The 26,972-nt window shown below is 72.8% G+C and carries 19 protein-coding genes and 1 pseudogene; 10 read left to right on the top strand and 10 right to left on the bottom strand.

Translation table 11 applies throughout. The features are described from left to right. Positions 1–67 precede the first annotated feature (67 nt). The gene (recD2, locus tag ACZ45T_RS04320) at positions 68–2,317 is read right to left on the bottom strand and encodes an SF1B family DNA helicase RecD2 (protein ID WP_468438005.1); all 2,250 of its coding nucleotides are present in this window, start codon (positions 2,315–2,317) and stop codon (positions 68–70) included. A gap of 293 nt (positions 2,318–2,610) precedes the next feature. Here recD2 and ACZ45T_RS04315 point away from each other — a divergent pair, with 293 nt between their 5' ends. Together ACZ45T_RS04315 and ACZ45T_RS04310 are read left to right on the top strand one after the other, a co-directional pair. Beyond that, the gene (locus ACZ45T_RS04315) at positions 2,611–3,138 is read left to right on the top strand and encodes a DUF937 domain-containing protein (protein ID WP_468437331.1); all 528 of its coding nucleotides are present in this window, start codon (positions 2,611–2,613) and stop codon (positions 3,136–3,138) included. 42 nt (positions 3,139–3,180) lie between these two features. Beyond that, positions 3,181–3,693 (top strand): annotated as a pseudogene (locus ACZ45T_RS04310) (GNAT family N-acetyltransferase); the annotation flags it as partial. On the opposite strand, the gene ACZ45T_RS04305 reads toward ACZ45T_RS04310, so the two are convergent. Then, on the bottom strand, positions 3,599–4,552 hold the full coding sequence (locus ACZ45T_RS04305) for an EamA family transporter (protein ID WP_468437329.1): 954 nt from the start codon (positions 4,550–4,552) through the stop codon (positions 3,599–3,601). The pseudogene ACZ45T_RS04310 and the gene ACZ45T_RS04305 overlap by 95 nt on opposite strands. Before the next feature lie 100 nt (positions 4,553–4,652). On the opposite strand from ACZ45T_RS04305, the gene ACZ45T_RS04300 reads away from it, so the two are divergent. Then, complete coding sequence (locus tag ACZ45T_RS04300) at positions 4,653–5,552, top strand: LysR substrate-binding domain-containing protein (protein ID WP_468437327.1); 900 nt, start codon at positions 4,653–4,655, stop codon at positions 5,550–5,552. A 343-nt stretch (positions 5,553–5,895) separates the two neighbouring features. Beyond that, entirely contained in the window at positions 5,896–7,719 is a 1,824-nt protein-coding gene (locus ACZ45T_RS04295) for a glycoside hydrolase family 3 protein (protein WP_468437325.1), read from the top strand. A gap of 30 nt (positions 7,720–7,749) precedes the next feature. Here ACZ45T_RS04295 and ACZ45T_RS04290 read toward each other — a convergent pair whose 3' ends face one another. The 3 genes from ACZ45T_RS04290 to ACZ45T_RS04280 all read right to left on the bottom strand — a co-directional run bounded on the left by ACZ45T_RS04290 (position 7,750) and on the right by ACZ45T_RS04280 (position 11,340). After that, a complete protein-coding gene (locus ACZ45T_RS04290; protein WP_468437322.1) occupies positions 7,750–9,183 on the bottom strand; it encodes a S28 family serine protease in 1,434 nt (477 codons plus the stop codon). Positions 9,184–9,276: 93 nt separating this feature from the next. Next, complete coding sequence (locus tag ACZ45T_RS04285) at positions 9,277–9,678, bottom strand: hypothetical protein (RefSeq protein WP_468437320.1); 402 nt, start codon at positions 9,676–9,678, stop codon at positions 9,277–9,279. A gap of 87 nt (positions 9,679–9,765) precedes the next feature. Beyond that, positions 9,766–11,340 carry an aldehyde dehydrogenase family protein gene (locus ACZ45T_RS04280; RefSeq protein ID WP_468437318.1) on the bottom strand — a complete coding sequence of 525 codons (1,575 nt, stop codon included), beginning with the start codon at positions 11,338–11,340 and terminating at the stop codon, positions 9,766–9,768. A gap of 169 nt (positions 11,341–11,509) precedes the next feature. On the opposite strand from ACZ45T_RS04280, the gene ACZ45T_RS04275 reads away from it, so the two are divergent. Then, positions 11,510–12,064: an EF-hand domain-containing protein gene (locus tag ACZ45T_RS04275; protein WP_468437317.1), complete on the top strand. Its 555-nt coding sequence runs from the start codon at positions 11,510–11,512 to the stop codon at positions 12,062–12,064. A 23-nt stretch (positions 12,065–12,087) separates the two neighbouring features. Here the strand turns inward: ACZ45T_RS04275 and ACZ45T_RS04270 are convergent, their stop codons facing one another. Then, positions 12,088–15,942: an ABC transporter ATP-binding protein gene (locus tag ACZ45T_RS04270; RefSeq protein ID WP_468437314.1), complete on the bottom strand. Its 3,855-nt coding sequence runs from the start codon at positions 15,940–15,942 to the stop codon at positions 12,088–12,090. Positions 15,943–16,189: 247 nt separating this feature from the next. On the opposite strand from ACZ45T_RS04270, the gene ACZ45T_RS04265 reads away from it, so the two are divergent. Then, positions 16,190–17,143, top strand: coding sequence for a hypothetical protein (locus tag ACZ45T_RS04265; protein ID WP_468437312.1), 954 nt, complete (start codon positions 16,190–16,192; stop codon positions 17,141–17,143). Positions 17,144–17,159: 16 nt separating this feature from the next. Here ACZ45T_RS04265 and ACZ45T_RS04260 read toward each other — a convergent pair whose 3' ends face one another. From ACZ45T_RS04260 to speB, 3 genes are all read right to left on the bottom strand, one after another. Further along, the gene (locus ACZ45T_RS04260; RefSeq protein ID WP_468437310.1) at positions 17,160–17,759 is read right to left on the bottom strand and encodes a hypothetical protein; all 600 of its coding nucleotides are present in this window, start codon (positions 17,757–17,759) and stop codon (positions 17,160–17,162) included. Positions 17,760–17,855: 96 nt separating this feature from the next. Next, positions 17,856–19,547: a thiamine pyrophosphate-binding protein gene (locus ACZ45T_RS04255; protein WP_468437308.1), complete on the bottom strand. Its 1,692-nt coding sequence runs from the start codon at positions 19,545–19,547 to the stop codon at positions 17,856–17,858. A gap of 41 nt (positions 19,548–19,588) precedes the next feature. After that, positions 19,589–20,554: an agmatinase gene (speB, locus tag ACZ45T_RS04250; RefSeq protein WP_468437306.1), complete on the bottom strand. Its 966-nt coding sequence runs from the start codon at positions 20,552–20,554 to the stop codon at positions 19,589–19,591. A 115-nt stretch (positions 20,555–20,669) separates the two neighbouring features. On the opposite strand from speB, the gene ACZ45T_RS04245 reads away from it, so the two are divergent. Next, positions 20,670–22,247, top strand: a complete 1,578-nt coding sequence (locus tag ACZ45T_RS04245; protein WP_468437304.1) for a helix-turn-helix domain-containing protein — start codon at positions 20,670–20,672, stop codon at positions 22,245–22,247. Between the two features lie 79 nt (positions 22,248–22,326). Next, positions 22,327–23,850 carry a hypothetical protein gene (locus tag ACZ45T_RS04240; protein ID WP_468437302.1) on the top strand — a complete coding sequence of 508 codons (1,524 nt, stop codon included), beginning with the start codon at positions 22,327–22,329 and terminating at the stop codon, positions 23,848–23,850. On the opposite strand, the gene ACZ45T_RS04235 is transcribed toward ACZ45T_RS04240, so the two are convergent. After that, a complete protein-coding gene (locus ACZ45T_RS04235) occupies positions 23,801–24,568 on the bottom strand; it encodes an alpha/beta fold hydrolase (RefSeq protein ID WP_468437300.1) in 768 nt (255 codons plus the stop codon). The two genes, ACZ45T_RS04240 and ACZ45T_RS04235, sit on opposite strands and share 50 nt — an antisense overlap. A gap of 189 nt (positions 24,569–24,757) precedes the next feature. Here ACZ45T_RS04235 and ACZ45T_RS04230 point away from each other — a divergent pair, with 189 nt between their 5' ends. Next, positions 24,758–25,915, top strand: coding sequence for an acyl-CoA dehydrogenase family protein (locus ACZ45T_RS04230; RefSeq protein ID WP_468437298.1), 1,158 nt, complete (start codon positions 24,758–24,760; stop codon positions 25,913–25,915). A 41-nt stretch (positions 25,916–25,956) separates the two neighbouring features. After that, positions 25,957–26,835, top strand: a complete 879-nt coding sequence (gene tesB, locus ACZ45T_RS04225) for an acyl-CoA thioesterase II (protein ID WP_468437296.1) — start codon at positions 25,957–25,959, stop codon at positions 26,833–26,835. Positions 26,836–26,972: the final 137 nt, after the last annotated feature.

The raw sequence follows: 26,972 nt of genomic DNA, 5'->3' as shown, positions 1-26,972 counted from the left end.
TGAGTGCCGCCAACCTGAACATCCTGCCCCCTCCGCCCGGTTGGTGGAACCCCAAATGATCGATCATTTAGGTGATGTTTCCCACCGGTAGGCGGCCGGCCAGTCTGGGTGCTACAGCCGTGTACCTCCTGCCTGCGGAAACGGTACGCACCGCCTGGCCGAGGGCCTTGCGGGACCCGACGAGGACGACCAGTTTCTTCGCCCTCGTGACGGCCGTGTACAGCAAGTTCCGCTGGAGCATCATCCAAGCCCCGGTGGTGACCGGGATCACCACGGCCGGATATTCACTCCCCTGGGAACGGTGAATGGTGACCGCGTACGCGTGGGCCAGCTCGTCGAGCTCCGCGAACTCGTACCCGATCTCCTCGTCCTCCTCGGTCCGCACCGTCAGACGCTGTTCGTCCACGTCCAGGGCGGTGACCACGCCGACCGTGCCGTTGAAGACACCGTTGGCGCCCTTCTCGTAGTTGTTCCTGATCTGGGTGACCTTGTCGCCCACTCGGAAGACGCGGCCGCCGAACCGCTTCTCCGGCAGGTCCGGCCGGGCCGGGGTCATGGCCTGCTGGAGCAGCCCGTTGAGGTTGCCGGCGCCGGCCGGGCCGCGGTGCATGGGCGCGAGCACCTGGACGTCCCGGCGCGGGTCGAGGCCGAATCTCGCCGGGATCCGCCGGGCCGCCACGTCCACGGCGAGCACCCCGGCCGCCTCGGTGTCCTCCTCGGGGAAGAGGAAGAAGTCCGGCAGCCCGTCCGTGATCGGCGGCAGACCGGTGTTGATCCGGTGGGCGTTGGTGACCACGCCCGACTGCTGGGCCTGCCGGAAGATCCGGGTGAGGCGGACCGCGGGCACCGGGCCGCCCTCGGCCAGCAGGTCGCGCAACACCTCCCCGGCGCCGACCGAGGGCAGCTGGTCCACATCGCCGACCAGCAGCAGGTGCGCCCCGGGCGCCACCGCCTTGACCAGCTTGTTGGCCAGCAGCAGGTCCAGCATCGAGGCCTCGTCGACCACGACCAGGTCCGCGTCCAGCGGCCGCTCCCGGTCGTACGCCGCGTCCCCGCCCGGCTTGAGCTCCAGCAGCCGGTGCACGGTGGAGGCCTCGGCCCCGGTCAGCTCGGACAGCCGCTTGGCCGCACGGCCGGTGGGCGCGGCCAGCACCACCTTCGCCTTCTTGGCCCGGGCCAGCTCGACGATCGAGCGCACGGTGAAGGACTTTCCGCAGCCCGGCCCGCCCGTGAGGACGGCGACCCGGCGGGTCAGCGCCAGCTTGACCGCGTCCCGCTGCTCGGGGGCGAGCGTGGCCCCCGTCCGGCCGGCGAGCCAGCCCAGCGCCTTGTCCCAGTCCACGTCCTGAAAGCCGGGCATCCGGTCGTCCTCGGCGTACAGGAGCCGGCGCACCTGCCCCACCAGCGACAGCTCGGCCCGGTGGAAGGGCACCAGGTAGACGGCCGTCAGCGGGTCCGGCCCGCCCTGCGGATCCGGCACGGACTCCCGTACGACCCCTTCCGGATCGGCGGCGAGCTCGGCCAGGCAGTCGATCACCAGCCCCGTGTCCACCTGGAGCAGCTTGACCCCGTCGGCGATGAGCTTCTCCTCGGGGAGGAAGCAGTGGCCCTGGTCGGCGGACTGGGACAGGGCGTACTGGAGCCCGGCCTTCACCCGCTCGGGGCTGTCGTGCGGGATCCCGACGGCCTGGGCGATGCGGTCGGCGGTGAGGAAGCCGATGCCCCAGACGTCGGCGGCGAGCCGGTAGGGCTGGTTCTTGACCACGGAGATGGAGGCGTCGGCGTACTTCTTGTAGATGCGCACCGCGATGGAGGTGGAGACGCCGACTCCCTGGAGGAAGACCATGACCTCCTTGATGGCCTTCTGCTCCTCCCAGGCGGCGCCGATCAGCTTGGTCCGCTTGGGGCCGAGCCCGGGCACCTCGATCAGCCGCTTCGGCTCGCCCTCGATGACGTCGAGGGTGTCGGTGCCGAAGTGCTCCACGATCCGGTCGGCGATCTTGGGGCCGATGCCCTTGATCAGCCCGGAGCCGAGGTAGCGCCGTATGCCCTGGATGGTGGCGGGCAGCACGGTCCTGTAGTTCTCCACCGTGAACTGCTTGCCGTACTGCGGGTGGGAGCCCCAACGGCCCTCCATGCGCAGCGATTCGCCCGGCTGCGCGCCCAGCAGCGAGCCGACCACGGTGAGCAGGTCACCGCTGCCGCGGCCGGTGTCGACGCGGGCGACCGTGTACCCGCTCTCCTCGTTGGCGTAGGTGATGCGCTCGAGCACCCCCTCGACCACCGCCATCTGCACCGCGCCCCGCGCCCCGTCCATCGCCATGACCCGAAGCTACCGCCCGGCGCCGACAGTGCGTCAGGCCTGTGGACAACCCGTGGACAGCGCGAAGGGGGTCCCGCCTCGCGGCCGGACCCCCTCACGGTTACCCCTCCCGTGCCGGACTTCCCGATCCCCCCAGATCCCTCCCCGGAAGTCCCGACGCAACATACGACCCACGATGCGGCCCGAGGGTTGCATCCGGAGGCACAGCTTTACGTTTCCATTACCCAACGCCCACACACCACGCACTCAAGGTGCTGGTAAATCGACACAGAAGTAGCGTTTCGGGCATGAGTGAATCTTCCTTCGAGGACGACGTCCTCAACGAGCTCGGCGACGACAGGCTGACCGAGATCGCCGGACTGCTCGGCACCGACGCCAACGGCGCCCGCGACACCGTCGCGCAGACGGTGGGCGCGATGACCGGCAACCTCCAGGAGAAGGCCGACGCCGATGACGACGACGAGGTGCGCCAGGCCGTCGCGGAGGTCGCCGAGCCGCCCCTGCAGGGCGTGGCCACCCTCGGCGGCGGACTGCTGAGCGGCGGGCTGATGGCCGGGGTGCTCGCCAAGGTGAGCAAGCCCGTGGCCAACGCCGTCTCGAAGAAGACCGGCATCCCCGCCCCCACCATCAGCCGGGTCATCGAGCTGCTGATCCCGGTCCTGCTGGCGGTCTTCGCCAAGCGCGCGGCCTCCGGCAAGACCGCGGGCGCCCCGACGGCGGGCGCGGCCCCCGGCGCGACGCCCGGCCCGGCCCCCACTCCGGGCGGCGCCCTCGGCGACCTCCTGGGCCAGATCCTCGGCGGCGGCAAGAAGTAACTGGTTCGAAGGCCCTCGGACACCCGTACGGCCTAGAGTTGGCCCATGGCTGAAACGGTGCGGCTGCGGGCTCCGGAGCCCGGGGACCTGGGGTGGATCGTGCAGCGCCACGGCGCGCTGTACGCCGCCGAGTACGGCTGGAACACCGACTTCGAGGGCCTGGTCGCCCGGATCGTCGCGGACTTCGCCCAGGACCACGACCCCTACCTGGAACGGGTGTGGATCGCGGAGCTGGACGGCCGCCCCGTCGGCTCGGTGATGTGCGTACGGGAGGACGGCGCACCCGGCACCGCCCGGCTGCGGCTGCTGCTGGTCGACCCGGAGGGACGCGGCCACGGCATCGGCGCCCTCCTCGTCGGCACGGTCGTCGACTTCGCCCGCTCGGTCGGCTACCGCGAGCTGGTGCTGTGGACCAACGACGTGCTGACCAGCGCCCGCGAGATCTACCTGCGGGCCGGGTTCACGCTGATCGCGGAGCGCCCGCACCGCTCGTACGGAGTGAGTCTGACGGGCCAGGACTGGCGGCTCCCGCTCCAGGAGAACCAGCCGCGCTGAGCGGACGAGCGGGGGTCAGCGAAGTGAGCGCCACCCCACCCACCAGCAGCACCGCCGCCACCCACCGCAGCCCCGACACGGACTCCCCCAGCACCAAGGCCGCCGAGGACATCCCGAAAACCGGAACCAGCAGCGAGAACGGCGCCACCGACGAAGCCGGGTAACGGCGCAGCAAATACCCCCAAGCCCCGAACCCGAACACCGTCGACACCCACGCCACGTACCCGATGACACCCACCCCGGACCAGTCCAGCCCCCGCAGCGCGGCCAGGTCCCGCTCGGTCCCCTCGAACAGCAGCGACAGCGCGAACAGCGGCAGCACCGGCACCGTGCACACCCACACCATGAAGTTCAGCGCGTCGGGCGGCGAGGCCTTGCGGGTCAGCACGTTGGACACCCCCCAGCACCCGGCAGCCGCCACGACCAGCACGAAGCCGAGCACCGGCCCACCGGCGCCCCCGTCCACGGCGGCCACCGCGATCCCCGCGAGCGCCACCCCCATCCCCAACACCCGCACGCGCCCGGGCCGCTCGCGGAGCACCACGGCGGCGAGAACGGCGGTGAACACCGCCTGCACCTGAAGCACGAGCGAGGACAGCCCGGCCGGCATCCCGGCATCCATGCCGGTGAAGAGCAGGCCGAACTTGGCGATGCCGAGGGCCACACCGACCCCGAGGATCCACTTCCAGGCGACCTTGGGCGGCCCGACGAAGAACACGGCGGGCACGGCGGCGACGAGAAAACGCAGGGCGCTCAGCAGCAGCGGCGGGAAGTGACCGAGTCCGATCTCGATGACCACAAAGTTGAAACCCCAGACGGCGGCGACGAGCACGGCGAGTGCGGTGTGTACGGGACGCATGTTCCGAGCATCAACGCCCCGACCATGTAGCACCAGCGCGAATCTCTTCAGCAACCAATGAAGCATTGCTTACGGATGCCCCCGGTGCCACCATGAAGACATGCTCGATCTGGCCCGGCTGCGCGCCCTGCACGCCGTCTCCGTCCACGGCTCGGTCGCGGGCGCGGCGGCCGCCCTCGGCTACACCCCCTCCGCCGTCTCCCAGCAGATCGCGAAGCTGGAGCGGGAGACCCGCACCACCCTCCTGGAGCGACGCGGCCGCGGAGTCGCCCTCACCGAGGAGGCCCGCCATCTGGCCTCCACGGCCCAGGAGTTGCTGGCGATCGTGGAACGTGCCGAAACCACCCTGGAGGAACGCCGCGGCCAACCGAGCGGCCTCCTCACCGTCGCCGCCTTCGCCTCGGCAGCCCGCGGCCTCCTCCCCACCGTCCTCGCCGACCTGTCCCACCGCCATCCAGCCCTCGACGTACGCCTCACCGAGGTGGACCCCCACCTCTCCGTCGACCTGGTGGCCCGGGGCGTCACCGATCTGGCGGTGGCCCACGACTGGGACATCGCCCCCCTGCCCGCACCCGAGGGCATCGAACAGGCAGTCATCGGAGACGACCTCTGCGACCTGGTCGTCCCGACCGACCACCCCTTCACCACCCGGCGGGTCATCCAACGCGCCGACCTCGGGGGCGAACGCTGGATCTGCCAGCCCCCCGGCCGCGTCTGCCACGACTGGCTCGTACGCACCCTGCGCACGGCCGGCTTCGAACCCGACATCGCGCACGTGGCCGAGGAGAACCACACCATCGTCGCCCTGGTCGCCGCCGGTCTCGGGGTGGCCGTCGTCCCCCGCCTGGGCACCGGCCCGCTCCCGCCGGGCGCCGTGGCCGTACCCCTGGAGCCGGGCCCCGTACGCCGGTTGTACGCCCTCTGGCGCACCGGCGCCGCCCGCCGCCCCGCCATCACCGAGGCCGTAAAAACCCTCCAAACCCACTGGCAAACCGCGTAGCCCCCGGCCACCGAACCGGCCGGTTCCGGCGGGGCCGGGTGTGCGGCGGGGCGTCCCCGCAGGGCGCCGAACACAACGCCGCCGCACCCCCCGACCCCTCGCCACGTTCGGCGCCCGAGGAGACGCCCCCGGCGCGCGCCCGGCCCCGCCGCAACCGGCCCCACCACGGACGGCGCCAGCCAAAATCCAGCCCCGCCGGCGTTTGAGGCGCGGGTCCGGGCAGAGCCCGGAAAGCCCAACCCAGCCCAGCCCGGCCCGGCACCGGCACCGCCAACCGGCGGCACTCGCACAACACGCCCCGACACGCCCGCCCCACCCCAGAGGGCAGCGGTAAGGTCCGCCCGTGCCGAACCACGCCTCGCGCCGGACCCTGCTCGCCGCAGCCGCCATGGCCGCCGTCACGGCCTCGGGCGCCGTCACGGCCACGGGCGCCGCCTCCGCCGCGGTGGGCACCCACCGCGCCCCCGACGACCCGCACTCCCCTGGCGGAGCCCCCGGCCTCCCCGACCGCGCCCGCCTGCGTCGCCACGTACGGAACATGAGCCTCGACGAGAAGGTCGGGCAGCTCTTCGTGTCCCGGGCGTACGGCCATTCGGCAACCGACCCCGACCCGGCGGACGCCGAGCAGAACCAGCAGCTGTTCGGCGTGCGCACCGCCGCAGAGCTGGTCTCCCGCTACCACCTCGGCGGGATCATCTACTTCTCCTGGGCCCACAACACCCGCACCCCGCACCAGATCGCGGCGCTCTCCGTCGGCCTCCAGCAGGCCGCCCTCGCCACCGGCGCCCGGATCCCGCTCCTGCTCTCCACCGACCAGGAGCACGGCGCCGTCGCCCGGATCGGCAAGCCCGCGACCCTGCTCCCGGGGGCAATGGCCCTCGGGGCGGGCGGCGACACCGCCGCCGCCCGGCGGGCCGCCCGCATCGCGGGCGCCGAGCTCGCCGCCATGGGCATCCGCCAGGACTACGCCCCGGTGGCCGACGTCAACGTGAATCCGGCCAATCCGGTCATCGGCGTACGGTCCTTCGGCTCCGACCCCCACGCGGTGGCGGCCCTGGTCGCCGCCCAGGTCCGCGGCTACCAGGGCGCCGGGGTGGCCGCCACCGCCAAGCACTTCCCGGGACACGGGGACACCGAGACCGACAGCCATGTCGGGCTGCCGGTCATGCGGCACACCCGCGCGCAGTGGGAGGAACTGGACGAGCCGCCCTTCCGGGCCGCCATCGATGCGGGCGTGGACGCGATCATGACGGCGCACATCGTCTTCCCCGCCCTCGACCCCTCGGGGGACCCGGCGACCCTCTCCCGGCCGATCGTCACCGGCATCCTGCGTGAACGCCTGGGCTTCCAGGGGGTGGTGGTCACCGACGCCCTGGACATGGCCGGGGTCCGCCAGAAGTACGGGAACGACCGCGTCCCGGTGCTGGCCCTGCTGGCGGGCTGCGACCAGCTGCTGAACCCGCCCGACCTGGGGCTGGCGTACCGCAGCGTGCTGGCGGCCGTCGAGGCGGGCGAGCTGACGGAGGCGCGGATCGAGGAGTCGGTGCTGCGGATCCTGGAACTGAAGGCCCGCCGGGGCCTGTTCGACGAGACGTACACCACGGCCGGGACGGTGGACGACACGGTCGGCACCCGGGAGCACCTCGACGCGGCCGACGAGATCGCGGCCGGTACGACGACCCTGCTGGCCAATGCGGCCGGGCTGCTGCCCCTGGACGCGGCCTCCGGGCCCCGGCTGCTGGTCACCGGAACGGACCCGGTCTCCCCCTCGGGGACCACCGGCCCCCCTACGGCCGTGCTGGCCCGGGAACTGACCGCGCTGGGCTGCCGGGCCACGGCGCTGCCGCCGGCCCGTGCGGTGGCCGCGGCGGCCGGTCACGCGGCGGTGCTGGTGTGCACGTACAACGTCCCGGAAGGGCAAAGCCCGCAACGCACCCTGCTGACGGAACTGATCGCCACCGGCATCCCGGTGGTCCTGGTGGCCGTCCGCAACCCGTACGACCCGGCCCGGCTGCCGGCCTGTGCGGCATCGCTTGCGACGTACTCCTGGACGGACGTGGAGATGCGGGCGGCGGCCCGGGTGCTCACCGGGGCGGTGCGGCCTTCCGGCCGCCTTCCGGTCCCGGTGCCGGGCCGCTACCCGCTGGGCCACGGGCTGACGTATTAGGCGGTCAGCCCGCGGCCCCGAAGGGCGGTGCTACGGCCGCAGCTGCGGCTCGCGCTCCAGGTCGCGCTGGTCGAGCTGCGCGTCCGGCGCCGCCAGCGGCTCCGCCTTCGCCGTGCCGAACAGGTTCGTGGCGGGTGCCACGCCCGCCCACCGGAGGATCTTCTGGGTGGCGAGGGCCTTCTCGCCGTCCTGGAGCCCGGCGACCTTCGCGCCGTGGTTGGCGCCCGGCGCGGTCATCACGTAGCTGTCGCGGGCCCCGTACCCGAGGCGGAACGGCTCGGCGCCCCACGGGTCGTTCTGCCCGTACACGAACAGCATCTGGTTCGCGTTGTGGCGCACCCACGTGTCCACGTCCCGCATGACCTGCGGCTGGAAGGTCATGGGGATGTCGCGGGGCACGAAGTTGCGCGGCGGCTGGTAGCCGTAGCGGCTCAGGCCGTCCAGGTGCGACTGCTTGATGTCCGGGGAGCCGAGCTGCGTGCCCGCCTGGTAGTAGTACGGCACGTACGTCTCCAGGCCCTGGTCGGTGTAGGCCGAGAAGCCGGAGATCGCGTCGACCGAGTCCCAGATCTCCTGGTCGCTCGCGGTCGCGGCGGTGGGGATCGTGGCGCAGTCGGCGAGCATGCTGTACTGCCAGAACGCCCACACGTAGTCGAGGACGACGGCCTCGTAGGCCTTGTCGAGGTCGCCGACGGTGGTGAAGGTCCAGCCGTTCTCGGCGGCGGCCGCGGCGTACTTGGCCTCCAGCGGCTCGCGGCGCGCGAGCGCCTCGCGCTGCACCGCGTTCAGCTTGTCGCGGCACTCCTGGGTGCCGACGTTGGCGAAGAACCGGTCGTAGGCCGAGTCCTCCTTGTTGACGACGTCGTTGGGCGCGACGTACGCGACGACGCCGTCCATGTCGCGCGGGTAGAACCGCTCGAAGTACGTCGCCGTCATGCCGCCCTTGCTGCCGCCCGTGGCCAGCCAGTTCTTCTTGTAGATCTTCTTCAGGGCGGTGTAGATGCGGTGCTGGTCGCTGGCGGCCTGCCAGATGTCCAGGTTGGCCCAGTTGGCCGGGTCGGGCCGGGAGGGATTGAAGAATCGATACTCCAGCGACACCTGGTTGCCGTCGACGATGGTCGTCGGCTCACTGCGGCGCGGGCTGGTGTTGAGGTTGTAGCCGGAGGTGAAGAACACCGACGGCCGCGAGACGTCCTTGTGCAGCAAGGTCAGGCGCTGCTTGAAGGTGCCCTTCGACGGCCGCCGGTGGTCGACCGGCTGCTCGTAGTTCAGGACGAAGAAGCGGTAGCCGGGGTACGGCTTCTCCTCGATCAGGCTCATCCCGGGAATGCCGAGGATCTGGTCCTTGATGTCCGTGGCAGCCGCCGGCTCCGCGGCTGTGGCCGCTTGCGCCGTGGAGCCGGCCGCGCCCATGGTGCCGATCAGCACCACGAGTGACAGCAGCCATCCGAGCGTCTTGCGCATTCACCCTCCCCTTGAGTCCACTTCGGTCGCCGTGAACCTAGCGGGGTCAATGCACCGCTGAACAGACCCAGTTGGGCCGATCGAAACGGGACCTCAGCACAGGATCCAGCCGGAATCGGTCGATCCGGACCCCACGCTCCCCTTGACATACACGCACCGGCTGATGGCACCGACCGTGACAGGCCCGGCATATCGGGTGAATCGCCCGGCGTCGCGGACCGGGACCCCGCCGCGCGGCTGGATGCTCACCGCCATCTGCCGCCGCTGGCCCGAGACCCGGGCGACGGTCACGGCGCAGGCCTGGGTACGGCTCTTGTAGACGCGCACCTCACCCGTCTCGAACGGCAGCGTCCTGGCCAGCCGGCCCCCGCAGCCGCCGGTCGAGGCCTGCGCCGGCGGCGCCCCCGTGAACAGCCCGCCGAGGCAGAGCCACAGCGCCGCGACGAACACCCCCAGGGACACGGCCCGGCGGCCCGTCCCCCTCCACGTCTGCAACACCCTGTCCCCCGATCGGTCGTACGTACCGCGTGCGCACGCACGTACGACGTTCGAGCCTCCCGGAAGGTTGCGGTGAGCAAGGACTCAGCCCGCCGGGGCCGCCACCGCCTCCACCGCGCCCACCCCGCTCACCCCGCTCCACATCACGTCCGCCGCGTGGTCGAAGACCGCCTCCCGGGGCCGGACCAGGGTGGCGACGGCGATCGACTGGAGGTGGGTGGTGCGCACGGCGGGCTGGTTGGCTTCGCCGAAGATCCCGCCCGTCGCGCCCGTGCCGCCGTTGTACGGGAGCACCGGCAGGCAGCCGATGTGCGAGTCGTTGACCTTCAGCATGCCGCCGTTGACCACCTCCCCGCAGAACCGCTCGACGACCCCTTCGTCCCGCGTCCACAGGGAGTTGCGCAGCCCGTAGCGGTTGGCGTTGAGGAAGCCGATGGCCGCGTCGAGCGAGACCGGGGCCTGCGGGACGACCACGCACAGCAGCGGGAAGAAGGTCTCCTCGCGGAACGCGCGCAGCCGGGCGGCCGCGGCCAGTCCGTCCACGCGGACGACCGCCGGGCGGATGAAGGGACCCTCCCCCGCCGGTACGTCGTCCACGTCGACGAACTCGCCCCCGCACAGCAGTTCACCGCCGGCCGCCAGCACCTCGTCGAGGAACTCGCTGAACTCGGCCCGCTTCACCACCGGGCTCAGCACCGTGTCCGGGTCCTCGGGCGGCGCGGGCCGGATCTCCCGCACCCGCTCCACCAGCTCCTTCAGCAGCCGCTCCGCCGCCTCGGGGTGGACGATCGCGAACTTCGGGGTCATGCAGATCTGCCCGGAGCCGTAGTACCTCTCGCACAGGGCCCGCGCGGCCAGATCGGTCTCCGCGTCGGCCCACACCAGCACGCCGTCGTTGCCGGACAGTTCGAGTACGGGCTTCTTGCCCGCGGCCACGCATTCCCGCTCCAGCTTGAGGCCCTGCTCGGAGCCGCCGAAGAAGACGACGTCGTCGCAGTCGGGGCTGTCCAGCCACTGCCGCATCACGGCGCGGGCGTGCGTCGAGACCACGTTCAGGGTGCCGGGCGGGGCGCCGAGGCGCTCCAGGAGCGGGGCCACGATCTCCCGGTAGACGAAGCTGACGCCGAGCGGGGCGGTCGGCGGTGCGTTGACGACCAGGCTGTTGCCCGCGGCCAGCGCCACCACCCCGTAGAAGGAGTTGGAGGTCGGGGCGTTGCGCGGCGGGCTCAGGCACACCACCCCGTCGGGCTTGCGCACCATGCGGATGCGCCGGCCCGCCGCGGTCCGCTCCGGCTGCCGCAGCTGGGCCGCGATGTCGGCCACGGAGTCCGGGTGGAACCCGCTGGCCACGGAGGCAAGTTCCCAGGCCGCCAGCCGTACGGGATGCCCTTCGGCGACCAGCAGCACCATCAGCTCGTCGTGCCGCTCGGTGACGGCCCGGTGGGCGCCGTGCAGCAGCTCCAGCCGGTCGTCGAGCGGGACCCCGGCCCAGCCGGGCTGGGCGGCGCGGGCGGCGGCCAGGGCCCGCAGCCCCTGGTCCGGGGTGGACATGGCGACGCGTCCGGCGAGGAGGCGGTCGTCGTACGGGAGGTCCTCGCCGCGTTCCAGGCGGGCCTTGAGGGCGAGGACCTCGAAGGGCTCGCGGAGCAGTTGACCCACCCGAGGCCAGTAAACCCAACGGGTACCGGGCTCCTCGGCTCCGGCCACCCATACCTCGTAAGAGTGCATCCACAACTTCCTAGCGGGAGAACGGGAGTTCACGATCAAGAGGGAGATTACGCTAGGTAACCGCAAGCCCGCTCGCCGTAGCCGTGAAAGGCAAACCGAAATGACGAACGACCTGCTCGACCGCAAGCTGGACCGCGCCTTCACGCACCTGGACGCCGACGGGAGCGGGGTCATCGACTCCGACGACATCATCGCGCTCGGGTCCCGCCTGCTCTCGGCCCTCGCGGAGCCGGCCACCTCGCCGAAGGCGACCCTGGTGATGGGCGGCCTGGCCGACTTCTGGCAGGACCTGTTCACCGAGCTGGACATGGACCGCGACGGCAAGGTCACGCCCGAGGAGTACAAGCAGGGCATGACCCGGCTGTACGCGCAGGGCGGGCCGGCGTACGACCGCTCGTTCCGGCCGATGGTGCAGGCGATCCTCACGATCGTCGACACCGACGGCGACGGGCGCATCAGCCCGGAGGAGTTCCACAAGGCCCAGGAGGCCTTCGACACGGAGCTGAGCCCCGCCGACGCCCAGGCGCTGTTCCAGCGCATCGACGCGGACGGGGACGGCACGCTGACCGTGGACGAACTCCTCGGCGCCGTCCGCGAGTACTACACGGGCACCGACGAGGACGCCCCGGGCAACCTGCTCTTCGGCGAACTCTGATCCGGCCTGATCGCCGAGACGGCCTAGGCGGCGGCGCGCTCGTCCTCTCCGATGAAGGTGCGCCACAGCTCGGCGTACCGGCCGCCGCGCGCCAGGAGTTCGGCGTGCGTGCCGTCCTCCACGACCCGGCCTCGGTCCATGACCACGACCCGGTCGGCGCGCGCGGCGGTGGTCAGCCGGTGCGCGACCACCAGGGTGGTGCGCTTGCCCGCGAGACGGTCCGTCGCCTGGTTGACCTGGGCCTCGGTGGCCAGGTCGAGGGCGGCGGTGGCCTCGTCGAGCAGCAGTACGTCCGGGTCGACGAGTTCGGCGCGGGCCAGCGCGATCAGCTGGCGCTGGCCCGCGGAGAGGTTGCGGCCGCGCTCGGCGACGGTGTGCAGGTAGCCGCCGTCGAGGGTGGCGATCATGTCGTGGGCGCCGACCGCGCGGGCGGCGGCCTCCACCTCGGCGTCGCTCGCCTCGGGCCGCCCGTAGGCGATGGCGTCACGGACGGTCCCCGGGAAGAGGTAGGACTCCTGGGGGACGACGCCGAGCCGGTGGCGGTACGCCGTCAGGTCGAGCTCCCGCAGATCGGCGCCGTCGGCGGTGATCCGGCCGGAGGTCGGGTCGTAGAACCGGGCCACCATCTTGACGAGCGTGGACTTCCCGGCGCCGGTCTCGCCGACGAAGGCGACGGTCTGCCCGGCGGGTATCCGCAGGCTGATTCCGGCCAGCGCCTCCCCCTTCTCCCCGCGTTCCTCCGCCGTCCCGTACTGGAAGCGGACGTCCTCGAAGGCGATCTCCCCGCGCAGCTCCGGCAGTTCCCGGGGGTCTTCGGGGCGCGGGGTGGTGGTGGGCTCGCGCAGCAGCCCCTGGATGCGGCCCAGGGAGACGGTGGCCTGCTGGTAGCCGTCGAAGACCTGGGAGAGCTGCTGGACGGGGGCGAAGAACAGGTCGATGTAGAGCAGGTACGCGACCAGCGCGCCGGTGGTGAGCGTCCCGGCCTCCACCCGGCCGGCGCCGACGATCAGCACGACGGCGGCGGCGCCCGAGGACAGCAGCTGGACGAAGGGGAAGTAGACGGATATCAGCCACTGGCCGCGGACCCGGGCCTCGCGGTACGAGTCGCTGCGCTCCGCGAAGCGGCGGGCGCCGGAGCCCTCGCGGCGGAAGGCCTGGACGATGCGCAGGCCGGAGACGGACTCCTGGAGGTCGGCGTTGACCAGGCTGACCCGGTCGCGGGCGAGCTCGTACGCGGCGACCGACTTGCGCCGGAACACGATCGTGCCGACGACCAGGACGGGGAGGGTCGCGAAGACGATCAGCGCGAGTTCGACGTCGAGGACGAGCAGGGCGACCAGGATGCCGAAGAAGGTGAAGACGGAGACGACGGCGGTGACGAGCCCGGTCTGCAGGAAGCTGGACAGGGAGTCCACGTCGGTGGTCATCCGGGTCATGATCTTGCCGGTCAGTTCGCGCTCGTAGAAGTCGAGGCCGAGGCGCTGGAGCTGGGCGAAGATCTTGACGCGCAGCGCGTACAGGACGCGCTCGCCGGTCCGGCCCGTCATACGGGTCTCGGCGAACTGCGCGACCCACTGCACGGCGACGACACCGAGGGCGAGGGCGGCCGCCGCCCAGACGGCGCCGAGCACGGCCTGCTCCACGCCCTTGTCGATGCCGTGCCGGATCAGGATCGGCAGGAGCAGTCCGGCGCCCGCGTCGACGGCGACGAGGCCGAGGCTGATGGCGAGGGGCGCCCAGAACCCGCGGAGCAGGCGGCGCAGGCCGTAGCTCTCCTCGGCGGCGGCGGCGCGGGTCTCGTCCACCTCGGGCCGGTCGTCGGCGGGCGGCAGCGCGGCCACCTGCGCGAGCAGCTCGGGGGTGGCCGGCATTCCGGCGACCGCGCCGGCCATGGAATGCCCGGCTCCGGGCGCGCCGGTGGCGGCGGCGGGGGCGTCCCCGGACTTCTCCCCGGCCTTCTCCTCCCGGCGGCGCCAGAGCTCGGGGGTGATCCCGCCGGCGACCCTGCGCTTGGCGTTGACGGGCTCGGAGTCGATCTCGGCTTCGAGCTCGATGTCCCGTTCGAGGTCACGGTCGAGGTCCCGCTCGAACTCCGACATCGCGGGAGCGTCCGGGGTCCGCGGCGAGGCGGCGCCGAGCGCGTCGGGGTCGGTGAGCAGCCTGCGGTAGAGCCCGGAGCGGCCCTCCAGCTCCTCGTGGGTGCCGATGTCGGCGAGCCGCCCGTGTTCGAGCACGGCGATCCGGTCGGCCAGCCCGAGCGTGGAGCGGCGGTGGGCGATCAGCAGGGTGGTCCGGCCGGCCATGACGGCGCGCAGCGCCTCGTGGATCTCGTGCTCGACGCGGGCGTCCACGGCGGAGGTGGCGTCGTCGAGGAGCAGCAGCCGGGGGTCGGTGAGGATGGCCCGGGCGAGGGCGATGCGCTGGCGCTGGCCGCCGGACAGGGTGAGGCCCTGTTCGCCGACCTTGGTGTCGTACCCGGCGGGCAGGGCCTCGATGAACCCCTCCGCCTGGGCGGCGCGGGCGGCGGCCCGGATCTGCTCCTCGCCGGCCTCGGGGTGCCCGTAGGAGATGTTCGCGCGGATGGTGTCGGAGAAGAGGAAGGAGTCCTCGGGGACGAGGCCGATCGCGCCGCGCAGGGACGCGTAGGTCAGCTCGCGGACGTCGTGGCCGCCGACGCGGACGGCGCCGCGGTCGGCGTCGTAGAAGCGCGGCAGCAGGAGCGAGACGGTGGACTTCCCGCTTCCCGAGGCCCCGACGACGGCGATGGTCTCCCCTTCCGCCACGGTGAGGGAGAACCCGTCGAGCACGGGCCGCTCGGGGTCGTAGCCGAAGTGGACGTCGTCGAACTCGACGGTGGCGGGCGCGTCGGCGGGCAGCTCGTGCGTGCCTTCCTCGATCGAGGGCTCGGTGTCGATGAGCTCGAACACCCTCTCCACGCCGGCGCGGGCCTGCTGTCCGACGGTCAGCACCATGGCGAGCATGCGCACGGGTCCGACGAGCTGGGCGAGGTAGGTGGAGAAGGCGACGAACGTACCGAGGGTGACCTGCCCCTCGGTGGCCATCCAGCCGCCGAGGGCCAGCATGGCGACCTGCGCGAGCGCGGGCACGGCCTGGAGGGCGGGGGTGTAGCGGGAGTTCAGCCGGATGGCCCGCATCCGCCCGGCGAACAGTCGCCGGCCGGCTTCGCGGAGCTTCCCGGTCTCCTGCTCCTCCTGCCCGAAGCCCTTGACCACCCGTACGCCGGTCACGGCCCCGTCGACGACGGTGGCGACGGCGGCGGCCTGGCCCTGGGCGTACCAGGTGGCGGGGAAGAGCTTCTTGCGGCTGCGCTTGGCGATGAACCAGAGGGCGGGGGCCATGAGCAGGGCGACGAGGGTCAGCAGCGGGGAGAGCGCCAGCATGATCCCGAGGGATATCCCGAAGAGCAGGAAGTTCCCGATGGTCATGGGCAGCATGAAGAGCAGCCCTTGGATCAGCTGGAGGTCGCTGGTGGCCCGCCCGACGACCTGGCCGGTGGACAGCTCGTCCTGCCGCCGCCCGTCGAGGCGGGCGATGGTGTCGTACATGTCGGTGCGCAGGTCGTGCTGCACGTCGAGGGCGAGCCGCCCGCCGTAGTACCGGCGTATGTAGGTCAGTACGTACACGACGAGGGCCGCGCCTATGAGCATCCCGGCCCAGGGGCCCATGGGCTTGCTCTGGTCCCCGATGACGTCGTCGATGATGACCTTGGTGACCAGCGGCACCAGCGCCATGACGGCCATGCCGGCCAGCGAGGAGCCGAGCGCGAGCAGCACATTGAGCTTGTAGCGCCAGGTGTAGGCGGCCAGCCGCCTGCCCCAGCCCTGTTTGTCCCCGGTCGCCGTCTCTGCCGCCGTCACGTGAGGCCTCCCCGTTCGCCTTGTCCTGCCGGAAGCCCCAACGCCCCGACCGGCGGATTTCATCCCGCCGCAATGATTCGAACGTGTGGGGCGGGCGGCTCCGGCGCACGCCGGGAGCGCCGGGGTGTGGGCCGGTCGGGTTCATCCCCCGGTCGCGTCGCGGGTTCCGTTGCGGGTTCCGTTGCGGCTTCAGCCGGGCGGCGCGGCCCCGGGTGCGGGCCCGGGGACCGGCGGACAGACTGGGCGCATGTCGGAGCCGCAGGAGCAGCCGCCGCCCGGACCGCGTACGCCTGCCGTGCAGACTGCGGGCCCGTCGAGGGCGTTCCTGGAGAAGGTGACGTACATCGCGGCGCCGGGGACCATCGCCCTCGGTCTCCTCTACTACTTCGGCAGCACCTACACCGAGGCGTACTACGCCACCTTCGGCGTGCCGACGGCCGACATGCAGCTCTCCGTCCAGGCCTATCTGGTCAGGAGCCCGGGGGCGATCTTCTTCCCGCTCTGGTTCCTGCTGTGCTGCGGGCTCGTCGCGCTGCTGGCACTGGGGTGGGCGGGGCGGTGGCTGGCCCGGCCCGGGCATGCGGGCCGGCGCGGGACGGTGACGGCCTGGCTGCTCGCGGTCGGGCTGTTGCTGGTGCTGACGGGTTTCCCGGTCTTCTTCTGGGAGGACCGGCTGCCGCGGCTCCCCCGGGGCTGGCTGCGCGAGTTCGCGCCCTGCCTCGCGGTGGCCCTGGGCGCCACGCTGGCGTTCGCCGCCGTACAGCTGCGCCTGGGCGACGGTCCGGACGGTCCGGACGGCCCGGGCGGTCCGGCCGGGGAGAGCCGTACGGCGGACCGGCTGTGGCTGGCGGCCGGCGCCCTGCTCCTCGGGGTGCTGACGATGAGCCTGTTCTTCGGCATGGCGCGGTACGTGGACGCGGCGGGCCGCACCGATGCCAAGAAGTACGCCTGGGGCGGCTACGTCAAGAGCCCGAGGGTGGTCGTCTACTCCCGGGTGCCCCTGAGCCACCACGCACCGGACATCCGTTTCAAGGACCTGGGCGCCGGCAAGGGCCCGTACCGCTACCGGTACAGCGGCTTCCGCCTCTTCGCGAAGGCGGCGGCCCGCCTCTACCTCGTCTCCTACCTGCCGCGGCAGCGGGAGCGCACGCTGGTGGTCCTGCCCGACGACGCGACCATCAGGATCGAACTCCGCCCGTGACGCGGGCGGGGTCCTGTCAGGTGGGGCCGGGCTCGACGCTCTCGGGTTCGGTGTAGGTGTCCTCGGGGGTCGGCGTCGGCGTCGGCGACGGCGTCCCGGTGTCCGGGGTGACTTCGGCGCTGGGGGTGACCTCGCCCAGCGCCTCGCCGGTGATGCCGACGGACAGGACGTTGCCGTCGGAGGTCGTCGCGGTCAGCTCCCCGCTGTAGGAGCCGGCCTCCGTCGCGACGTGCCGGACCCGGACCCGGCAGGTGCCCGCCGGCGGCAGCTCGACGCCCGTACAGGTGTCCTCGATGATCGAGGTCTCGCCGGTGTTGGTGGTGGCGGCGATGTTCTGGACGGTGACGGGTTCGCTGCCCGAGTTGGTCACCGCGACGTCCCCGCTGGCCGGCTTGCCGATCGGCGTGGTCGGCACGTTGAGCTCCGGGTTGGAGTCGTCGGCCCCCTGCCCGAGGAACACCGAGGCCGAGGCGTCGGGCGTGCTCTCCTCGATCGGGGCCGTCGACGGGGGCGGCGTCTCGGACCCGCCGTCCGACTCCCCGCTCTGACACCCCGTGGCCGCGGCCAGCACCCCGGCCACCACTGCCGCGACAAGACCGCGGACGACTGCGCGCATCACGGCGCCACCACCTCTGCTCGGGGTCCGGTCCGCCGCCCAACGTCGCACACCACGGCGCCCGCCCCGCCCGCTCGGCCCGGGGACACAGCGTCATCACCCGAAGGGGCGCGGCTCCTGGGCCAGGTGCGTCGGGGCGAACATCTTGAGGGTGGCCGGGAGGACCAGCACCGAGGGGCCCGGGGTGGTGAGGGACTTCTTGAGGTCGTCCTTCAGGGATTCCGGGGTGGTGGTGGAGGCCCGGACGCCGAAGGACTCCGCCAGCGACACGAAGTCGGGACCCGGGAGGTCCGTTCCCGTCGCGCAGCCGTACTCGCGCAGGATGCCGTAGCCGCCGTCGTCCACGATCAGCCAGGTGACGTCCAGGTCGTGCTGCTTCGCCGTGGCCAGCTCCGCGATCGAGTACATCGCGCCGCCGTCGCCCGAGACCGCGAGGACCGGGGTGCCCGGCTCGGCCACGGCCGCGCCGAGGGCCGCCGGGAGGGCGTAGCCGAGGCCGCCCGCGCCCTGGGCCGAGTGCATGGTGTTGGGGTGCTTCGGGTCGAAGGCGGACCAGGCCCAGTAGGACAGGATCGTCATGTCCCAGAAGGACGGGGAGCGAGGGGGCAGGGCCGCGCGGATCGAGGTCAGGAGGCCCTGTTCCAGGGTGACGTCCTGCGACGCCAGACGTGCCGCGATGTCCCCCAGCACGAGGCGGACGCGCTCCGGGGCGTCCGGGTCCTCGCGTTCGGAGACCGTCTCCAGCAGGGCCTGGAGGGCGAGGCGGGCGTCCGCGTGGATGCCGAGGGCCGGGTGGTTGGACTCCAGCTTGCCGAGGTCGGCCTCGATCTGGACGACCCGGCCGGTCGGGAAGAACGTGTGGTAGTTCGAGGACAGTTCACCCAGGCCGGAGCCGACGACCAGCAGGACGTCCGCGTCCTCCAGGAAGTCCGTCATGTGGCGGTCCTCCAGCCAGGACTGGAGGGACAGCGGGTGGGTCCACGGGAAGGCGCCCTTGCCGCCGAAGGTGGTGACCACCGGGGCGTTGAGGCGTTCGGCCAGTTGCCTGAGCTTGCCCGCCGCGTCGGAGCGGATGACCCCGCCACCCGCGATGATCACCGGGCGGGAGGCCCGTGACAGCCAGTGGGCCGCCACCGCCGTGAGCTCCGGGCGTGGGGCCAGCTCGTGCGGGGTCGCGTCCATGCCCGTGACCTGGGGGATCAGGGTCTCGGCGCGCAGTACGTCCTCGGGGATCTCCACCCAGACCGGGCCGTGCGGGGCGGTGAGCGCCGATTCCCACGCCTCGGCGATCACCGACGGGATCTGCGAGGGGGTGCGGGCCTGGTGGACGGATTTCACCACGTCCCGGAAGGACGCCGACTGGTCCCGCAGCTCGTGCAGGTGGCCGCGCCGGCCGCCGCCCAGGCCGGGCGTCGGCACCTGCGAGGAGATGGCCAGCACCGGCGCGGAGGCGGCCGCCGCCTCCGCCAGGGCCGGCAGGGCCGTCAGCGCACCCGGGCCGGTGGAGAGGAGGAGCGGGACGGCCTCGCCCGTGAGCCGTCCGTACGCGTCCGCCGCGAAGGCCGCGTTGTTCTCCACCCGGAGGGTGACGAGGCGGAGATCGGAGCGCCCGACCGCGTCGAAGAGGCCGAGCGCGTGCTGCCCCGGCAGCCCGAAGACGGTGTTCGTGCCGAGCGAGCGCAGCGTCTCCACGACCAGGTCCCCGCCCGTGCGGCCCGGCGGCGGCGCCAGGGCGGCGGCCGTCTGGGCCTCGGTGGGACGGAGAACCAGGTCGTGGTCGTGCGTCACGTGTCAGTTGCCCTTCGCCTACGCCGCCGCTCGCGCTGTGCTTATCGGCCCTGCCTGGCGGCAGAGATCTGACGGCTCATGATCGTGGTGAGCTCGTACGCGGTGTGCGAGGCCGCGACCGAGGTGATCTCCGCGTGATCGTACGCCGGGGCCACCTCGACCACGTCGGCGGAAACGAGGTTGCAGGAGGACAGCCCGCGGATGATCTCCAGCAGCTCGCGGGAGGTCATGCCGCCCGCCTCCGGGGTGCCGGTGCCGGGCGCGTGCGCCGGGTCCAGTACGTCGATGTCGATCGAGATGTAGAGCGGGCGGTCGCCGATGCGCTGGCGCAGCTGGTCGGCGACCTCGTCGGCGCCGCGCCGGTAGACGTCCGCCGAGGTGACGATGCCGAAGCCCATCTTGGCGTCGTCGTCGAGGTCCTGCTTGCCGTACAGCGGGCCGCGGGTGCCGACGTGCGAGAGCGCCTCGGTGTCGAGGATGCCCTCCTCCACCGCCCGGCGGAACGGCGTGCCGTGCGTGTACTCGGCGCCGAAGTACGTGTCCCAGGTGTCCAGGTGCGCGTCGAAGTGGAGGAGCGCGACCGGGCCGTGCTTCTTGGCGACGGAGCGCAGCAGGGGCAGGGCGATGGTGTGGTCGCCGCCGAGGGTCATCAGGCGGGAACCGGCGGAGAGCAGCTCGTCGGCCGCGGCCTCGACCGTCTCGACGGCCTCGTTGATGTTGAAGGGGTTCACGGCGATGTCGCCGGCGTCCGCGACCTGCGCGAGCGCGAAGGGGGAGGCGTCCTGGGCCGGGTTGTACGGACGCAGCAGGCGCGAGGCCTCGCGGATCGCGTTGCCGCCGAAGCGGGCGCCGGGGCGGTAGGAGACACCGGAGTCGAAGGGCACGCCGACGACGGCGACGTCCGCGGTGCCGACCTCGTCCAGGCGGGGCAGCCGGGCGAAGGTCGCGGGGCCCGCGTAGCGCGGGATGCGGGAGGAGTCGACGGGGCCGCGCGGCTGCGTGCTCATGGGGGGTGCCCTTCTGTGGTCCTACGGGTGCGGTCCTTCGAGCGTAAGCGGGCCGCCCGCGGGTGGGGAGTGTACGTTTCATCCATCTGGCACAGCTGAAATGTACGGAGTATCCATGCCCGGCCTTCCCCGCGATCCGGAGCACGGCAGCGGTTCTGCCGGGAGCCCTGACGGTGCCCGTGCCGGGGCTCCCGCCGGGGAGCCGCTCACCCCGCCGGTCCTGCTCGGCGGCCTGCTCGCCGAGCGCGCGCTCGGTCTGCGCCACCTCGCCGGGCCCCGGACGGCGGAGGTGCACGGGGTGCACGCCTCCGAGATGGCGGACCCCTCCCCGTACCTGCTGGGCGGCGAGCTGCTGCTGACGGCGGGGGCGCAGCTGGGGCCGGACGCCGACGGCTACGTCGGCCGGCTGGTCGCCGCGGGCGCGGCCGCGCTCGGCTTCGGTGTGGCGCCCGTGCACGAGGAGGTGCCGCCCGGCCTCGCCGAGGCGTGCGAGCGCCACGGGCTGGCGCTCCTGGAGGTCCCGCCCGGGACGCCGTTCACCGCGGTGGCCCGTACGGTCTGGCGGCTGATGGCGCAGGCCCGTACGCGCGAGCTGCGCCGGGTCACCGAGGCGCAGCAGTCCCTCGCCGCGGCCGCCGCCCGGCCCGAACCGGTCCCGGCGGTGCTGTCCCGCCTCGCGGCGAGCCTGGGCGGCCATGTCGCGCTCTGGCCGGACGGCCGCTCGGCGGGGAACCCGCCGCCGGAGGAGGCGGCGCAGGCCCTGCGCGCGCTGCTGGCCCGCGCCGGGCAGCCGGGCGGTCCGGCGACGGCGACCGACGAGGCCGCCGGCTGGCACCTGGCCGCCTACGCCCTCGGCCGCCCGTCGCCCGCGGCGAGCCCGGCCCCCGAGAAGCTCCGGGACGCGGGCGGCGCGAGCCCCGGCAGCCCTGCCGGCCGGCCCGGACCCGTGCCCGTACCCGGTCCTGGTCCCGGCCCCGGCCCCGCGGCAGCGCTCGGCACCGCCACGCCCGGCCGCGCGCCCGGCGACCACACCATCGCCTCCGTCGCCGCCGTCCTGCTGGCGCTGCTCACCGCCGGCCGCCCGTCGGGGGACGGGACCGCGGCCCTCACCCGGCTGCTCCTCGGCGGCTCCCCGGCCGAGGCGCTGGCCCCCGGGCCCTGGTACGCGGTCCACGCCCGCGGCGGCGGCGACCCGCAGGCCCTCGCGGCCGCGCTGGGCACCGTACTGCTCGACGCGCACGGGCAGGACGTACGCCTGCTCAGCGCCCGGGAGCCCGCCCCGCAGCCCGGCTGGCGGCTGGGGGTCAGCGCCCCGGCCGCGCCCGAGGACCTGGTGGCCGCCGACGCCCAGGCCCGGCGCGCCCTGGAACGGGCGGAGGCGGCCCGCACCCCGCTCGCCCGGCACGCGGACCCCGGCTTCGCGGGGCTGGTCGGCGAGGCCGAGGCCCGCGCCCACGCGCAGGCCCTGCTGGCCCCGCTGAACCCCGCGCTGCGCACCACCCTGCGCTCCTGGCTCGCCCACCACGGCAGCTGGGACCGCAGCGCGGCCGCGCTCGGCGTCCACCGCAACACGGTCCGCCAGCGCATCGCCCGCTGCGCGGCCCTGCTGGAGCGCGACCTGGACGACCCGGACACCCGCATGGAGCTGTGGTTCGCCCTGCGCCACGAGGCGGGTCCCCCGCCGGGCGACTGACACCGGGCGACCGACCGGCCTGCCGACCGGCCTGCCGACCGGCCTGCCGACCGAGGATGATCGCTGACAGGATGTCCCGATGTCCTCCTCGCTCCCGGAACAGTGGCTGCACGGCGTCGCCGCCAACCCCGCCGCGCCGTCCGACGTCCTGATGCGCCTTCTCGACCCGGCCGCGCGGACCGCCTGGACCACCCTCTGCGAGGAGCGCGACCTGCCGGCGGACGTCATCGAGGCGGTGCTCGCGCACCCCGAGCCCGCGGTCCGCCGGGGGTTCGCCCGCAATCCCCACGCCGATCCCGCGCAGCGCGGCCGGCTCGTCGACGACCCCTCGTCGCTGGTGCGCGCCGCTCTCGCCGGGGGGCCGCGCAGGCGGCGGCGCACGGTCCGTCCGCTGCCCGACGACGTCCTGGAAACCCTGCTGACCGTGCGGGACGACCCGGGCGGCGACGGGTGGCTCACGGCGGACGAGATCCGTCAGGAACTGGAGTCCTCCCGGCAGATACCGGCGCGCTTCCGCCGCCGCTTGCCCGAGCACGCGAACCCCGTGCTCCGGTCTCAGGGGGCCGGCTTGTGGCAGTGCCTCACCCCCCGGCAGCGCGAGGCCCTCCTGGCCGACCCGGATCCCGCCGTACGCGAGGCCGCGGCCCGGCAGAGCCGCTACTTGGACCCCGAGGCCATGGAGGCCGAGCTGCCGGAACGCGACTGCCACAACCGGGCGGTCCTGCTCACCAACTTCGCCCTGTCCCGGGCCGTGGTCGAAGCCTGCCTCGCCTCCGGACGGAACCTGTACGGGCTGGCGTACAACCGCCACACGCCCACCGACGCCCTGCCGCGCCTCGCCCGCGTCCCCGATCCCGAGGTCCGGGAACGCGTGGCGGCCCGGGCCGATGTCCACCCCTCGCTTCTGGCGGAGCTGGCCGAGGATCCGGACGAGACGGTGCGGCTGCGCGCACGGGTGCACCCGCTGCCCCGGACCTGGGAACAGCGCAATGCCATCGACCAGGTCGTCGGCCGCCACGCGGTCGACTGCACCTGCCCGATCGGCGAGTTGTTCGTGGAGCCGGACCCGGACTGGTACGCGGCGTGCGCGGCGTCCGAGCACCCGGTTCTCCGCCGGGTCGCCGCGAGTCACTCCCGGCTGCCCGAGGAACTGGTGGAGCGGCTGGCCGAGGACCCCGATCCGGAGGTGCGGCACCGGCTGGCCTGCCACCACCCGCTGGCCCCGCCGGCGATCCTGCTGGACACCTTCCTCGCCCGCCCCGGGCAGCGACCGCACCTCCTGACGCTGCCCGGCCTGCCCCGCACCGGACTGGGGCACCTGCTCGACCACGAGGACCCGGACGTCCGCGCGCTGGCCGCCGCCGACACCACCCTGGACGAGGCGCCCGTACGGCTGCTCGCCGACCCCGAGGCCCGCGTACGCCGGGCCGCCGCGGCCAACCCGCTGCTGCCGGGCGAGGTGCTCGCGGCGCTCCTGGAAGACCCCGACACGGCGCAGGCCGCCGCGGCCAACCCGGGCCTGCCCGCCGTACGCCTCCACGCGCTGCTGGACCTCAGCCTGCCGCCCGGCGGATCGCCGCCACCGTCGCAACCGGGTCGTTGAGGAGGAAGTCCAGGACGATCGCGTTGACCAGCGCGGGCTTCTCCTGGGTGAGGAAGTGCGAGGTGCCGGGGACGACGGCCAGTTCGGCGTGGGGAAGGGCGTCGTACATCTCCACCACGTGGCCCATGGTGACGAGGTCGTCGTCGGAGAACATCACCAGCGCGCGCTGGGTCACGGCGGCCAGGTCGGAAGCCCGGAGGTTCGGCTCCTTGGCGGCCATCTCGCCGATCTTCGCGGCCACGACCCTGAAGTGGTCGATGCCGTCCGGGGAGACCTCTCCGTAGGTGGGTCCGAGGAAGCGGAAGATCTGGTCGACGTCCCACTCCATGTCGGGCATCGCCTCGCCCGCCTTGCTGAAGCCGCCGCTGATCATCACGAGCCGCTTGACCAGCTCCGGGCGCTGCATCGCCACCAGCATGGCGACGAACGCGCCGTCGCTGTGTCCGACGAGGTCGGCGGGGCCGCCCACGACCGTCTCCAGGAAGGCGATCGTGTCGTCGGCCATGAGCTGGTAGGTGATGGGGCCCGGTACGTCCGGGGTGTGTCCGTGCCCGCGGCGCTCGGGGGTGTAGACGTGGAAGTGCTCGGCCAGGGGGCCGAGGTTGGGTGCGAAGAACCGGGCGTCGACCAGACCGCCGTGCATCAGCACGAGCGGGTCGCCGCCGCCGTGCTCCTCGTACCAGGTGTTCACATCACCGAGCTGGACGTACGTACCCATCGCCTGTCTCCTTCGTGTACGTGTCGTAGCGGTAGACCGCGGGTGCGGGCGGAACTTATCGGTGCGACCGGCGGGGGACGGTGTGACGTCTCCGACGCACTCTGGACAGGATTGACAACTCGCCGGTAACTTAATCTGAGCAAGCGCTTAGATAAGGCGGCGGACTGCCGCGACCGAAGGGAGCCGGCCGTGCGCCGTACGGTGTTCAACGAGGACCACGAGGCGTTCCGCGAGACCATTCGCGCCTTCATCGAGGCCGAGGTCGTCCCGGTCTACGACGAGTGGTTCGCCGCCGGTCAGGCACCTCGCGACTTCTACTACAAGCTCGGCGAGCTGGGCATCTTCGGGATCAACGTCCCCGAGGAGTTCGGCGGCGCGGGCCTGGACACGCACAAGTTCGAGGCCGTCCTCTACGAGGAGACCTCGCGCGCGGGCGTGAACTTCGGCGGCTCCGGCGTGCACGTGCTGCTCGCCCTGCCGTACATCAAGATGCTGGCCGACATCGAGCAGAAGAAGCGCTTCCTGCCGAAGTTCGTCTCCGGTGAGGAGATGTGGGCCCTCGCGATGACCGAGCCGGGCACTGGTTCCGACGTCGCCGGCATGAAGACCACCGCCAAGCTCTCCGAGGACGGCACCCACTACGTCCTCAACGGCTCCAAGACCTTCATCACCGGTGGCGTGCACGCCGACCGCGTGATCGTCTGCGCCCGTACCTCCGCCCCGCGCGAGGACGACCGCCGCTTCGGCATCTCCCTCTTCGCCGTGGACACCAAGTCCGAGGGCTACTCCATCGGCCGCAAGCTGGACAAGCTGGGCCTGCGCACCTCCGACACCGCCGAGCTGGCGTTCGTCGACGTGAAGGTGCCGGTCGAGGACCTGCTCGGCGAGGAGAACAAGGGCTTCTACTACCTCGGCGCCAACCTGCCGTCCGAGCGCTGGGGCATCGCCTTCGGCGCGTACGCGCAGTCCAAGGCCGCGATCCGGTTCGCCCAGCAGTACGTCACGGAGCGCACCGTCTTCGGCAAGCCGGTCGCGCACTTCCAGAACACCAAGTTCGAGCTGGCCGCCTGCCAGGCCGAGGTGGACGCGGCCGAGGCCGTCGCCGACCGCGCCCTGGAGGCCCTGGACGCCGGTGAGCTGACGGCGGCCGAGGCCGCGTCCGCGAAGCTGTTCTGCACCGAGGTCGCGCACCGCGTGATCGACAAGTGCCTCCAGCTGCACGGCGGTTACGGCTACATGAACGAGTACCCGATCGCCCGCCTGTACGCCGACAACCGCGTGAACCGCATCTACGGCGGCACCAGCGAGGTCATGAAGTCCATCATCGCCAAGTCCATGGGCCTCTAAGGGCCCTTAGGGATCTGGCTCGGGACACCTACCCTTCCCCCATGAACGAGGCACTGACGACGCTCCTCGATCTGCTCGACCTCGAGCAGATCGAGGAGAACATCTTCCGCGGTACCAGCCGGCCTTCCCTGGTACCGCGCGTGTTCGGCGGTCAGGTCGCGGCCCAGGCGCTGGTCGCGGCCGGCCGGACCGTCCCCGCGGACCGCACCGCGCACTCACTGCACTCGTACTTCCTGCGCACCGGGGACACGAGCGCGCCCATCGTCTACTCGGTGGACCGGATCCGCGACGGGCGCTCCTTCACCACCCGCCGGGTCGTCGCCGTCCAGCACGGCCAGCCGATCTTCCACCTCTCCGCGTCGTTCCAGACGTACGAGGATGGCCTCGACCACCAGGTCGCCATGCCGTCGGCCCCGGACCCGGAGTCCCTGCCCACGGCGGCCGAGTCCCTGCCCGCGTACCGGGAGATCTTCCGCGACCCGGGCACGGTGGAGCGGTTGATCGAGACGCGCGAGGCCGTGGACCTGCGGTACGCCACGACCCCGCCCTGGGGCAGCGTCGGCGAGCCGGTGGAGCCGCGCTCGCAGGTGTGGTTCCGTACCGCCGGCAAGCTGGAGAGCGACGACCCCCTGCTGCACACCTGCCTGGCCACCTACGTCTCCGACATGACCCTGCTGGACTCGGTCCTGCTCGCGCACGGCCGCGGCGGCTGGGCGGTGGGTGACGTGGTCGGCGCCTCGCTGGACCACGCGATGTGGTTCCACCGGCCGTTCCGCGCGGACGAATGGCTGCTGTACGACCAGGAGTCGCCCTCGGCGGCCGCCGGCCGGGGCCTCGGCCAGGCCCGCATCTGGACCCAGGACGGCCGCCTGGCCGTGACCGTCATCCAGGAAGGCGTCGTACGGGTCCCGCGCGGCTAGCGTGGCGGTCCGGCCCTGCGGGGCTGTCCCCTACCCGCCCTTCCGCCGTTCCCCGGGCTCTGCCCGGACCCGGGGGGGGGGAGGGAGGGGGGGGGGAGAAACCAACCCCCCACGCCCTTCCGCTGGGTGGGTGCGGG

It is taken from the genome of Streptomyces sp. NPDC030995, from assembly GCF_055571215.1.
The sequence above is the reverse complement of the archived record's forward strand: the minus strand, read 5'-3'. Positions and strand labels throughout refer to the sequence as shown.

Coding starts and splice junctions, on each gene's coding strand:
- recD2 (WP_468438005.1), bottom strand. CDS start 2,317: ATGGACGGGGCGCGGGGCGCGGTGCAGATGGCGGTGGTCGAGGGGGTG.
- ACZ45T_RS04315 (WP_468437331.1), top strand. CDS start 2,611: ATGAGTGAATCTTCCTTCGAGGACGACGTCCTCAACGAGCTCGGCGAC.
- ACZ45T_RS04305 (WP_468437329.1), bottom strand. CDS start 4,552: ATGCGTCCCGTACACACCGCACTCGCCGTGCTCGTCGCCGCCGTCTGG.
- ACZ45T_RS04300 (WP_468437327.1), top strand. CDS start 4,653: ATGCTCGATCTGGCCCGGCTGCGCGCCCTGCACGCCGTCTCCGTCCAC.
- ACZ45T_RS04290 (WP_468437322.1), bottom strand. CDS start 9,183: ATGCGCAAGACGCTCGGATGGCTGCTGTCACTCGTGGTGCTGATCGGC.
- ACZ45T_RS04275 (WP_468437317.1), top strand. CDS start 11,510: ATGACGAACGACCTGCTCGACCGCAAGCTGGACCGCGCCTTCACGCAC.
- ACZ45T_RS04265 (WP_468437312.1), top strand. CDS start 16,190: ATGTCGGAGCCGCAGGAGCAGCCGCCGCCCGGACCGCGTACGCCTGCC.
- ACZ45T_RS04260 (WP_468437310.1), bottom strand. CDS start 17,759: ATGCGCGCAGTCGTCCGCGGTCTTGTCGCGGCAGTGGTGGCCGGGGTG.
- speB (WP_468437306.1), bottom strand. CDS start 20,554: ATGAGCACGCAGCCGCGCGGCCCCGTCGACTCCTCCCGCATCCCGCGC.
- ACZ45T_RS04245 (WP_468437304.1), top strand. CDS start 20,670: ATGCCCGGCCTTCCCCGCGATCCGGAGCACGGCAGCGGTTCTGCCGGG.
- ACZ45T_RS04240 (WP_468437302.1), top strand. CDS start 22,327: ATGTCCTCCTCGCTCCCGGAACAGTGGCTGCACGGCGTCGCCGCCAAC.
- ACZ45T_RS04235 (WP_468437300.1), bottom strand. CDS start 24,568: ATGGGTACGTACGTCCAGCTCGGTGATGTGAACACCTGGTACGAGGAG.
- tesB (WP_468437296.1), top strand. CDS start 25,957: ATGAACGAGGCACTGACGACGCTCCTCGATCTGCTCGACCTCGAGCAG.